The 11,295-nt window shown below is 56.4% G+C and carries 11 protein-coding genes; 3 read left to right on the top strand and 8 right to left on the bottom strand.

Going from position 1 to position 11,295, the window contains the following annotated elements; translation table 11 throughout:
* Positions 1-139 precede the first annotated feature (139 nt).
* The 3 genes from QQ91_RS21910 to QQ91_RS21900 are packed head-to-tail and all read left to right on the top strand — an operon-like array spanning position 140 to position 1,004.
* A complete protein-coding gene (locus tag QQ91_RS21910) occupies positions 140-586 on the top strand; it encodes a phage integrase N-terminal SAM-like domain-containing protein (RefSeq protein WP_166280635.1) in 447 nt (148 codons plus the stop codon).
* A gap of 7 nt (positions 587-593) precedes the next feature.
* Positions 594-791 (top strand): site-specific integrase, encoded by a 198-nt coding sequence (locus tag QQ91_RS21905; protein ID WP_166280633.1) that lies wholly within the window; start codon positions 594-596, stop codon positions 789-791.
* A gap of 3 nt (positions 792-794) precedes the next feature.
* Positions 795-1,004: a tyrosine-type recombinase/integrase gene (locus tag QQ91_RS21900; protein ID WP_166280645.1), complete on the top strand. Its 210-nt coding sequence runs from the start codon at positions 795-797 to the stop codon at positions 1,002-1,004.
* Between the two features lie 10 nt (positions 1,005-1,014).
* On the opposite strand, the gene nifJ is transcribed toward QQ91_RS21900, so the two are convergent.
* From nifJ to QQ91_RS04700, 8 genes are read right to left on the bottom strand one after another with little or no spacing between them, the layout of a single operon-like run.
* Positions 1,015-4,623 (bottom strand): pyruvate:ferredoxin (flavodoxin) oxidoreductase, encoded by a 3,609-nt coding sequence (gene nifJ / locus QQ91_RS04735; RefSeq protein WP_166280631.1) that lies wholly within the window; start codon positions 4,621-4,623, stop codon positions 1,015-1,017.
* Positions 4,620-4,874 carry a HypC/HybG/HupF family hydrogenase formation chaperone gene (locus tag QQ91_RS04730; RefSeq protein WP_166280629.1) on the bottom strand — a complete coding sequence of 85 codons (255 nt, stop codon included), beginning with the start codon at positions 4,872-4,874 and terminating at the stop codon, positions 4,620-4,622. The genes nifJ and QQ91_RS04730 overlap by 4 nt, the downstream gene beginning before the upstream one ends.
* Positions 4,865-7,165 carry a carbamoyltransferase HypF gene (hypF, locus tag QQ91_RS04725; protein ID WP_166280627.1) on the bottom strand — a complete coding sequence of 767 codons (2,301 nt, stop codon included), beginning with the start codon at positions 7,163-7,165 and terminating at the stop codon, positions 4,865-4,867. The genes QQ91_RS04730 and hypF overlap by 10 nt, the downstream gene beginning before the upstream one ends.
* The gene (gene hypB / locus QQ91_RS04720) at positions 7,162-7,893 is read right to left on the bottom strand and encodes a hydrogenase nickel incorporation protein HypB (RefSeq protein ID WP_166280625.1); all 732 of its coding nucleotides are present in this window, start codon (positions 7,891-7,893) and stop codon (positions 7,162-7,164) included. The genes hypF and hypB overlap by 4 nt, the downstream gene beginning before the upstream one ends.
* On the bottom strand, positions 7,893-8,234 hold the full coding sequence (hypA, locus tag QQ91_RS04715) for a hydrogenase maturation nickel metallochaperone HypA (RefSeq protein ID WP_166280623.1): 342 nt from the start codon (positions 8,232-8,234) through the stop codon (positions 7,893-7,895). Before hypA ends, hypB begins: the two co-directional genes overlap by 1 nt.
* Complete coding sequence (locus QQ91_RS04710) at positions 8,227-8,700, bottom strand: hydrogenase maturation protease (protein WP_166280621.1); 474 nt, start codon at positions 8,698-8,700, stop codon at positions 8,227-8,229. Before QQ91_RS04710 ends, hypA begins: the two co-directional genes overlap by 8 nt.
* Before the next feature lie 5 nt (positions 8,701-8,705).
* Positions 8,706-9,833, bottom strand: a complete 1,128-nt coding sequence (locus QQ91_RS04705; RefSeq protein ID WP_166280619.1) for an AlbA family DNA-binding domain-containing protein — start codon at positions 9,831-9,833, stop codon at positions 8,706-8,708.
* 34 nt (positions 9,834-9,867) lie between these two features.
* Positions 9,868-11,292, bottom strand: coding sequence for a Ni/Fe hydrogenase subunit alpha (locus tag QQ91_RS04700; protein ID WP_166280617.1), 1,425 nt, complete (start codon positions 11,290-11,292; stop codon positions 9,868-9,870).
* Positions 11,293-11,295: the final 3 nt, after the last annotated feature.

Raw genomic sequence — 11,295 nt, 5'->3', positions numbered from 1 at the left:
TGCAAAAAATTCGAAACCCAGTATCTACAGTGCTTAGATATCGGTCTCATCGCCTCCTAATTCTGTCCGGAGTATTGATTATGAGAGAATTAGATCTGCAATTGCTGCTCGAACTGATAAAAATCAGGGATTATGACTCATGATTGTGGATCCCGCAAGACTCAGGAAATTGCTTGAGCAAGTCAGCGATCTCATGCGAGTTAAACACTATTCCTGTCGCACCGGGCAAACCTACCTCCATTGGATTCGCCGCTATATCCTGTTTCATAACAAGCGCCATCCCCAAGAAATGGGGGAACCTGAAGTCGAAGCTTTCCTCACTCATTTAGCCGTCCATGACGACGTAGCTGCATCGACTCAAAATCAAGCCCTCTGTACCCTGATTTTTCTCTATCGTCACATTCTGGATCAGCCACTCGCCGACTCCATTAAAGCAGTTCGAGCCAAACGATCTAGTCACCTGCCCACGGTCTTAACCCCCGCTGAAGTTCAACACCTGTTCCAACACCTTCAGGGAACCAACCAATTGCTCGCAAAACTCCTCTATGGAACTGGCATGAGGATTACCGAAGGACTCCGGCTTTGAGTCAAGGATGTGGACTTTGCTCAGCCACAATGATCTCGCTCAGGGGTATGGAGCCGTCCATCTTCCCTATGCCTTAGCCCGAAAATATCCCCAGGTCGACCATGAGTGGGTTTGGCGATTTGTCTTTCCGGCAAAACATCGCGCTATCGATCCTCGGGATGGGGAAATCAAACGTCACCATGTCGAGGGTAAAGTCCTCCAGTGAGCCATTAAACAAGCCGCAAAAACTGCCAAGATTTCCAAAAAAGTAAGCTGCCATACGCTCCGTCACAGTTTTGCCACAAATCTGCTGGAAAACGGCTACGATATTCGTACTATCCAAGAACTGCTTGGACATAAAGACGTAAAAACAACCCTGATTGACACCCATCTCCTCAATCGAGGCGGATTGGGTGTTCGGATCCCCTTAGACCTCTAAAAACCACCCGTTACTCAGGAGGTCTCGCCGCTAGATATTGATACATTTGCCAGCGAGTATGAACATCCTCCTGAGCCTGCTTCAGTAACTGCTTCGCCGCCGCCGGATTACTGCGGGCCAACATCTTAAAGCGGTTTTCGCTGTACATTGCCGCCTCCACCGGAAGCTTGGGGTTCCGAGAATCGAGGATGAGCGGATTTTCCCCTTGATCCGTGCGGCGCGGGTCGTAGCGGTACAGGAGCCAGCGACCTGAGTCCACCATCGCCTTTTGCTGCTGCATCCCCCTTTGCATATCAATCCCGTGGGCAATGCAGTGAGAATAGGCAATGATCAGCGATGGCCCTTCGTAGGACTCCGCCTCCATAAACGATCGCAGGGTATGCTCATCCCTGGCGCCCATCGCCACACTGGCCACATAGACATTCCCGTAGGTCATCGCCATCAGTCCCAGATCTTTTTTGGGGGCCGGCTTGCCCCCGGCAGCAAACTTCGCCACCGCCCCTCGCGGCGTCGATTTAGACATCTGGCCGCCCGTGTTGGAATAAACCTCCGTATCCAGCACCAGAATATTCACATTGCGACCGCTGGCTAACACATGGTCCAACCCCCCATAGCCAATATCATAGGCCCACCCATCCCCGCCAATTAGCCAGACGCTCTTTTTCACCAGGTAGTCGGCCAGCAGGGTCAGACTCTGGAGCTTTTGCTGGAGCGAACGCTCCAAATCAGACTGTTGCTGCCAATCTGCCAGCACCTGTTTGAGCAGCGTCACCCGATGGCGCTGCTCGGCAATCTCGGCCTCGTCAGCCTGGGAATTGTTCAGGAGTTCGGAGACAAGCGGTGCGGGAAGGGGAGAACCCGCAAGGTGTGCTAATTCCTTTAGCAGGGCGATCGCCTGGTCAATGTGCTGATCAATGGCCACACGAAAGCCAAAGCCAAACTCGGCATTGTCCTCGAACAGAGAATTCGACCAGGCTGGACCGCGACCTTCGCCATTGAAACTCCAGGGCGTCGTGGGCAGATTACCGCCATAGATGGAGGAGCACCCCGTGGCATTGGCCACGATCATGCGATCGCCAAAGAGCTGTGTCGCCAGCTTAATGTAGGGCGTTTCACCACAGCCCGCGCAGGCCCCGGAAAACTCAAACAGCGGCTCCTGTAGCTGCTGCTGACCAATCTTGTGCAGGTTCAGCGCCGTGCGATCGGGATTGGGAAGCTGCAGGAAAAATTCCCAGTTTTCACGCTCCTGCTCCCGTAGCGGCAGTTGCGGCTCCATATTAATGGCCTTAAAGCGCGGCTCTAGCTTGTTTTTGGCCGGACAGATATCTACACAGATCCCGCAGCCCGTGCAGTCCTCCGCCGCCACTTGCAGAGTGAACTGGCGATCGCCCCAGTCGCGATCGCGAGCAGCAGTACGTTTGAAGGCCGCTGGAGCATCTGCCAGTGCCTCTGGCTCGTAAACCTTGGCACGAATCACCGCATGGGGACAGACCATCACACACTTGCCACACTGCACACAGACCTGCGGGTCCCAGACCGGGATCTCAGCGGCAATGTTGCGTTTTTCCCATTGGGCGGTGCCCGTGGGATAGGTGCCATCGCAGGGCAGGCAGCTCACGGGCAGATCATCACCCTGGCGCATCATCATTGCGCCTAGCACCTCCCGCACAAAGGCCGGTGCTTTTTCCGAAACGAGGCTCTGGGGCAGATTAGCATCGGAGGATATCCCCACTGGTGCACCCACCGGCACTTCATTCTGTGCACCCACCGGCACTTCATAGAGATGTTCTAAAGCCTGATCCACCGCGTTCAGGTTCATCTGCACCACTGCCTCCCCCTTCTTGCCGTAGGTTTTGCGGATGGATTGCTGAATCTGGGCGATCGCCTCTTCGCGGGTGAGCACGCCCGCCAGCGCAAAGAAGCACACCTGCATCACCGTGTTAATCCGGCCCTTCATTCCCGCCTCACGGGCCACCCTTGACCCATCAATACAGTAAACGCGCAGATTGCGAGTGCGAATGGTGTCTTGTAGCGGGCGAGGCAGTTGATCCCAGGTTGCTTCCGGGCTAAAGGGGCTATTGAGGAGAAAAATCGCGCCGGGTTTGGCCGCCTCCAGCACATCGTACTTTTCCACAAACTCCCACTGGTGACAGGCAATGAAATTGGCCTGCTGCACTAGGTAGGTGGATCGAATCGGATCCGGGCCAAAGCGCAGGTGGGACACGGTGACCGATCCAGATTTCTTGGAGTCGTAGACAAAATAGCCCTGGGCGTAGTTCGCGGTTTCCTCACCAATAATTTTGATGGAGTTTTTATTGGCCCCAACGGTGCCATCGGACCCCAGGCCATAGAAGATGGCGCGGACCACAGAATCCGGTTCAATCGTAAATTCGGGCGCCACGGTGAGGGAGGTGTGGCTCAGATCGTCGGTGATGCCCACGGTGAAGTGGTTTTTGGGCTGGGGTTGGCCAAGATTGTCGAAGATCGCCTTCACCATGGCCGGGGTAAATTCCTTAGAGGAAAGGCCATAGCGACCCCCGACTGTGCGAATATCAATCCGATCGGACTCCACGAGCGTATTCAGGACGTCCTGATAGAGCGGTTCGCCAATACTTCCCGGTTCCTTGGTGCGATCTAAAACCCCTAGCTTCTGTGCGGAGGGGGGCAGCACCGCCATGAAGGCCTCCATGCTCCAGGGGCGGTAGAGCCGCACCTTCATCACGCCCACCTTCTCACCCCGGTTCACCAGATAGTCCACCGTTTCGTGAACCGTCTCACACCCTGACCCCATCAGGACCAAAATTCGTTCTGCCTCTGGATGACCGTGATAGTCAAACAGATGGTAGTTTCGGCCCGTGAGCTGGGCAAAATCATCCATTGCCGCCTGAACCTGACCGGGGCAGGCCTGGTAAAAGGGGTTAACGGTTTCTCTGGCCTGAAAGTAAACGTCCGGGTTTTGGGCCGTACCGCGCAGCACTGGGCGATCGGGGGTGAGGGCGCGCTGGCGGTGAGCCCCGATCAGGTCTGCGTCCATCAGCGATCGCAGATCCTCATCGCTCACCAGCTCAATCTTTTGCACTTCATGGGAGGTGCGAAAGCCGTCAAAAAAGTGCAGAAACGGAATCCGGCTGGCAAAGGTGGCGCGGGTGGCGATGGCCGCTAAATCCTGGGCCTCCTGCACCGAAGCCGAGCAGAGCAGGGCGCAGCCCGTGGTGCGCGTGGCCATCACATCGCTGTGATCGCCAAAAATGGATAGCCCCTGAGCCGCCAGCGATCGCGCCGCAATGTGGACCGCCATGGGCGTTAGCTCTCCGGCAATTTTGTAGAGATTGGGAATCATTAATAGCAGGCCCTGGGAGGCGGTGAAGGTGGTGGTCACTGCTCCGGCCTGAAGCGCCCCATGCAAAGATCCGGCGACGCCCGCCTCGCTTTGCAGTTGGACTACCTGAGGCACCGTGCCCCAGAGATTGGGCTGCTGGGCCGTGGCCCAGGCATCGGCCCATTCCGCCATGGGCGAAGAGGGGGTAATCGGATAAATGGCGATGACTTCATTCAGGCGATAGGCAACGCGCGCTACGGCTTCGTTGCCATCGAGGGTTGCAAAGTGGCGGTTGTTCATAACTCTGTGGCCTCTAGTTGATGTAGGTCTGCGAGGGTTTGCTGGGCTTGGTCTTCATCGAGACGGGTGAGGGCAAAACCGACGTGAACAATCACGTAGTCCCCCACCTGGGCTTCTGGGACGTAGGCTAGACTCACCTCCCGGGCAATGCCCCCAAAGCGCACCTTGCCCATGCGGTAGAGAAAGCCCTCGGGATCCTCGGATCGGGGGTTGGTAATGCTGAGAATTTGGCCAGGAACGGCTAGGCACATGGAACACCTCCAGTGGATTGCAGTTGCCAGGTGGCCCCCAGGATTTGGCCCAGGGCTAAGCCACCATCGTTGGCGGGAATCTGCTGCGGCCAGTAGGGATCGAACCCGGCGTTGCGGATCTGCGCAATTGCGCCCGTGAGCAGATAGCGGTTTTGGAAACAGCCGCCGGTCAGCACCACCTGGGAAATACCCACCTGCTGGACCATCGTCCCAATCGCGTCAAGCAGAGTGTTCTGAAACTTGGCCGCGATCAGCCCAGGGGACGATGGCCCTTCGCTCAGGATGGCCCGCAGCATCGGCTCCCAATCCAACTGGAAAACCCCGGAATCTCCCGGTCGCCAGGTGTAGGGATAGCGGTCCTGGGTCGCTAGCGCCACGGCTTCTAGGGCCATGGCGGCTTCGCCTTCAAAGCTGGAAATCTGGCACAGTTGAACCAGTGAGGCGATCGCGTCAAACAAACGGCCAATGCTGGAGGTAAGGGGTGCGTTTACGCCTTTATTCAGCAGTTGTGTCAGCAGGGGCAGATCCGGGGGAGAGAACGCAGTCTCGATCAGCGCCGCATCAAGTCCGGCAGCATGGAGTAAGCCCAGGGCCGCCCGCCGCGGTTCTCGCGCGGCGCGATCGCCACCGGGGAGCGGAAACGGTCGCAGATGCGCCACCCGCTGAATATTTCCCTCAGAGTGAATCTGGAAGCATTCTCCGCCCCAAATGGTTCCATCTAAGCCATACCCGCTTCCGTCCCAGGCGATGCCTAGAACGGGAGGGTTTAAACCATGTTCAATCATTGCTGAAAGGATATGAGCCTGATGATGCTGAAGGGGAATCAGCGGCACGGCCATCTGTTGGCTCAGGGTTTGAGCGTACTGGCTAGAAAAATAGTCTGGATGGGCATCACAGGCGATCGCCACGGGCTGAGCCTGGTAGAGCCGCAGCAGATCGGCAATGGTGTTCTGGAAGCGCTCCGCTGTGGATACCTGGCCTAAGCCTCCGAGATGTTGACTGAGAATGATTTGTCCTGGTAAGGAGAGGGCAACGGTATTTTTGAGGTGACCGCCCACGGCCAGAATACAGGGCCTGGCGTCGTCTGACCTCAGGGTGAGTCCAGGGGCATAGCCCCGCGATCGCCGCCGCAGCGTGGGTCGATTCTCAATCACCTGCACCACAGAATCATCGACGGCACGGGCAATCGGGCGATTATGGACCAAAAAGACATCGGCAATCGCTCCCAGTTGCGCCAGCGCCTCCTGGTTCTCGATGCAAATCGGATCGCCACTGCGATTGCCGCTGGTGGCGATCACCGGAAAGTCGAGTTCGGACAGCAGGAGATGATGCAGCGGTGAGTAGGGGAGGATCACCCCCACCTGATGCTGTCCGGGCGCAACCGCTGCAGCCAAGGGGCAGGGGGTTCTGGGCGTCAGCAACACAATGGGAGCGATGGCAGACACGAGCAGTTCCCCTTCCGCGGTTGAGACCTGGAAGTCCCGCTGCACCCGGTCTAGATGGGGATACATGACCGCCAGGGGCTTGGTGGGGCGATGCTTGCGATCGCGCAGTCGCTGCACGGCAGCTTCGCTGCGGGCGTCGGCCAGTAGATGAAAACCGCCCAGACCCTTGAGGGCAACAATCTCACCCTGCCGGAGGCGATCACCCACCCATTGAATTGGGTCACTCACGTCTAGGGTCTGGCCCTGCGGGGTCCAGACCGCTAGCTGTGGACCGCAGTCTGGGCAGGCATTGGGCTGGGCATGGAAGCGGCGATCGCTCGGGTTGTCGTATTCCCGCTGACAGGCGGCACACATCGCAAACCCTTGCATGGTGGTACGGGGGCGATCGTAGGGCAGATCCTGGAGAATGCTGTAGCGAGGCCCGCATTGGGTGCAGTTAATAAAGGGATATCGGTAGCGGCGATTGCGGGGGTCGAATAGTTCCTGTAGACAAGCTGGGCAGGTGGCTAAATCCGGCAGCAGTTCGGCGGAGGGGCGAGGGGAGAATTGTTGCGAGGGGTGAATCTCGAAATGATGGTAGCCCTGGGGAGCAAGGGTTTGGCGCTGCACCTGGGTCAGCGTGGCCTGAGGCGGATGTTCCCCCTCCAGGCGCTGCAGAAAATGCGCCAGGGCGGCCCTGGGACCTTCCACGTCAATCTCGACCCCGCGATCGCTGTTGCAGATCCAGCCGCCGAGTCCTAGCTCCTGAGCCAGGCGATAGACAAAAGGGCGAAAGCCGACGCCTTGGACCTGGCCTTGGACAATGAGATGGAGGCGCTGGAGGCGCGGGGACTGGGCGGCAATCATCGGGGGGTTACCTCCAAAGCGGTCCATTGCTGGAGAAACATCACCCAAGCATCCATGCCCAAGCCAGTTCTCGCCGAGAGTTCAAAGAATGTTGCCTGGGGAGCCATGCGCTGAATATTAGCGATCGCGATCTGGCGGTTAAACCCAACGGCGTCGGCAATGTCGCATTTGGTCAGCACAACAACATCAGCGGATTGAAATGCCGTCGGATATTTCAGCGGCTTATCTTCCCCCTCGGTGACCGAGAGCAGCACGATTCGGAGGGTTTCACCTAAATCGTAGGCGGCGGGGCAAACTAGATTGCCCACGTTTTCAATCACCAGTAATCCTAAAGACGCTAGATCGAGATGGGAGAGGGCATGGCGAACCATGCTGGCGTCCAGATGACAGGCGGTCCCTGTCGTAATCTGTAGCGCCTGCGCTCCCGAGGCCCGCAAGCGCTGGGCGTCGTTGTCGGTGGCCAAATCCCCAACGATCACCCCGATGTCTTCAGGTTGATTCCAGGCCTGAGCCGTTTTTTCAATCAGCGTCGTTTTCCCGGAGCCGGGGGACGACAGCAGATTCAAGACCACCAGGTTAAGGGAACGAAAGCGATCGCGGTTTTGCTGCGCTAGGCGATCATTTTTGGCGAGAAGCTGCGCTTGCACGTCCAGGCGGTGGGGGATGACTTGCTTTGATTTGTGCAGCAGCACGGTATCGACTTGACTGCATCCGCAATCGGTACACATTAGGACACCTCCACAGCGGCTAACTCTAGTTCTTTGCCCTGGACAACGGTGGTTGACCATTGCCGACAGTGGGGACATTCGTACCCCAGATCTAGGGGCTCAAAGTCCTGTTGACAGGTGGAGCAGTAGCAACGGGTTGGACAGGCTTCAATTTCAAGCTGGGCATCAGCGGCAATGGTGTTTTGGGTGATCACCTCAAAGGCAAAGCGCAGCGCCTCTGGATCAACGCTGGATAAGCTACCGATGCGCAACCGCAGGGTGTGAATTCGGCTGGCCTGATCTCGATGGGCGTAGTCCAAGGCGATCGCCAGGGCATTTTCCATCAGGCTAATTTCATGCATGGCGAACCTCCTGTGCTGCTCCAACCGCTAAGGGACTGGGCGGGCCGAATCGGGACTCCAGGGTTTGGATGGCCCATTGCATACCCGCCTGGGCGATCGCTGATTGGGTTTCTCCATAGTCAAACTGCACCGCTGGAATTAACAGGTGATAGCCCAGGGGCTCAGCCCCGTACAGCGTTTTGGTGAGATGCATAAGACTCTCGGGTGTCCAGCCATGATCGGTTGTGGGAGTCGTTGGCGTTGCCGCTAGCTGTTGGAGCTGTGGCTTGGATCCACCCACCCAGGCATCGATAAAGTAGACCTGATCAGCCTGGGCCATATCGGCAGCTAGCTCTGGCAGGAGCTGATGCAGACTGAGCGATCGCACCTGGGGCCAATTCCGCACCGCGATCTGTTCCGCGACCCAAAAGCCAACGCCATCGTCACTGCGGAGGGTATTGCCATAACCGATGACTAGGGTTTGCATCTTATTTACCAGTCCTCACTCACTAGGGTTTTCATCTCCCTTGAATCACTCCCTGCCGTATAGGCTTGATCGCTACGATTCGGCTTGTCCGGGTAGCGTAGCCTCAGGAGTCCATGCTCAACCATAGGCGAGAGGAAACGCGATCTTAACCCATCCGCATTTCTCTCCAGAAGTTGACCCCATTGATTTCGGGTCAACCATCGACCTTGGCAAAGACGGAGGATAATTTTCTCCATCTCCTTAGGTTGAATTCGCTTACGCATCCGAGCGGGAGCAGCAAGCTGGTGCAACGTTGGATCGTGCAGAGGTCCATCACGTTTGTTGCTATGTACGGAGTCATCGGCGCTATGTACGGAGTCACGAGAATCAGGAAGACGATAAGAGGTCCATCGTCCTTGTCCAAGTTGTTGTAAGGCTCCTATCGCCACTAAATGTTGCAGTATTTTAGTGACGTCAGCGGAGTGTGCCCCAGTCATTCGGCACATCCGAGCGTTGTTAACCGGACGATTCAGATATTTGAGGATGACGACTCCACCGATACCTTGATAGTCTGCATGAATAATGGCGTTGACCAAGGCTTCGCGAATAGCTTCGTGAACAATGGTTTCTCCTTTACGAAATAGATCTGAATCAAGCTGAAAGGGAACCGCACTTAGGATTTCACGATAATCAATCTGGTACTGAGGCGCTGCTTCACGAATAGCCTCATCTTTGCCAAACATTAGCAACCCAGCGAACGTTAGTCCTTCTTGGCAAGATCTCCGATCCCGTCTCCAGCCTCCTATAAAAACAGGCCGCTGAGCACGGGTGGCTTTGGGAACTCGCAGAGCAAGAATCGGGCCGTTAGGAGTGTTAACCTCCTGGATGTCGTCATTGTTGAGGATGTTAACGCTGACCTTCCCTTTGTTATTAATCGTATCCCAGAAACTTTTGCGAATTTTAGCAATATCCCCGATTCCACTACTCGTGCCATCGTCTTCCACCCCTAAGAGAATTGTCCCGCCTTGAGTGTTGGCCATTGCGCCATAGGTTTCCCATAGGCTGCGCGGCAATCCACCTTTGGCAGATTTCAGCTCAATATCATGACTTTCAACCCAGTGAAAGCGATCTAGAATATCGATAACGCCGCTCATGACTGCTTGTTTATTGGATGTGAAGGGCTTCGCTTCATCGTTTCACCTCATCAAGCACTTGGCCATTCGTATCGAACAACTGGATATGCAGCGGCATCTGACCCGCTGCATGGGTTGAACAGGACAGACAGGGATCGAAGCAGCGAATTCCGGCTTCGACTCGGTTTAGAAAGCCTTCCGGAATCTCGTTGCCGTGGATATAGTGCTGGGCAATTTGGGTGACGGTCTTATTCATGGCCAGATTGTTTTGCCCGGTGGCAATAATCAGATTCACCTTCTCAATTAAGCCGTTCTCATCCACTTGGTAATGATGAAAGAGGGTGCCGCGCGGCGCCTCGCTAACGCCGATGGCATTGAGTTGATTCACCCCGCCCTGCGCCCGACAGCGTGTAGAGTGAAGGTCTGGATCCTCTAAAAGCTGCTCAATCTTCTCCAGGCAGGCTAAAATTTCAATTAAACGGGCGTAGTGATAGAGAAAGGAAGAGGTGGGAACGCCTCCAGCGCGATCGCGCAGCTCCTGCAACTCTTGATCGGCTCGGGGCACGCCAATATGATCACAAACATTCAGGCGAGCTAGGGGGCCGACCCGATAGATTCCCTCGGGATAGCCTCGGGGCAAGTAGTAGGGAAACTTCAGGTAGGACCAGGGCTCCACCGCCTCTCCCAGGAACTGCAGATAGTCCTCTTCGTTGAGCTGATCGGCAACGATATGACCTTGACTATCCGTGAAGCGCAAATGGCCATCGTAGTGTTCCCAGGCGCCATCCTTGCCCACTAGTCCCATATAGAGGGTGGGAAACTGCCCAAAAACCTCAATTTCAGCCTGGAGTTGATCATCCAGCATTCCCTTAAATAAATCGAGGGCTAGGCGCACCGTGGCAAAGGACTCGGGCAAGCGCTCAGCAATCCACTCGTGGCCCTCCTGGGAAAGGGGCGATCGCACCCCACCGGGCACCGTCCAGGCCGCATGAATCTTGCGTGCTCCTAGCTTTTCAATCACCGTTTGTCCAAACTGGCGCAGGCGAATCCCGGCGCGGGCTAAATCAGGATTGGCCTCAATTAACCCAAACACATTGCGCTTTGCCGGATCGCTGTCCCAGCCCAAGAGAAAATCGGGGCTGCTGAGGTGAAAGAAGGAGAGGGCATGGGATTGGGTGATCTGGGCCAGGTTCATCATCCGCCGCAGCTTATCAGCGGCGGGGGGAATCTTCACGGCTAGGATCTTATCTCCAGTTTTGGCGGAGGCTAAGAGATGACTTACGGGACAAATGCCGCAGATCCTGGCCGTGATCCCCGCCATTTCCGTAAAGGGACGGCCCTCGCAGAATTTTTCAAAGCCGCGATATTCCACCACATGAAAGCGGGCCTCGGTGACCTCTCCTGCCTCGTCTAGGTAGATGGAGATCTTGGCGTGGCCTTCAATTCGGGTAACCGGATCAATGACAAGGGTGCGGGTCATGGG

This window comes from Lyngbya confervoides BDU141951, assembly GCF_000817775.3.
GTDB classification, from domain to species: Bacteria; Cyanobacteriota; Cyanobacteriia; order Thermosynechococcales; family Thermosynechococcaceae; genus Lyngbya; species Lyngbya confervoides.
Note: the sequence above shows the minus strand (reverse complement) of the source record. Positions and strands in the feature narration are given on the sequence as shown.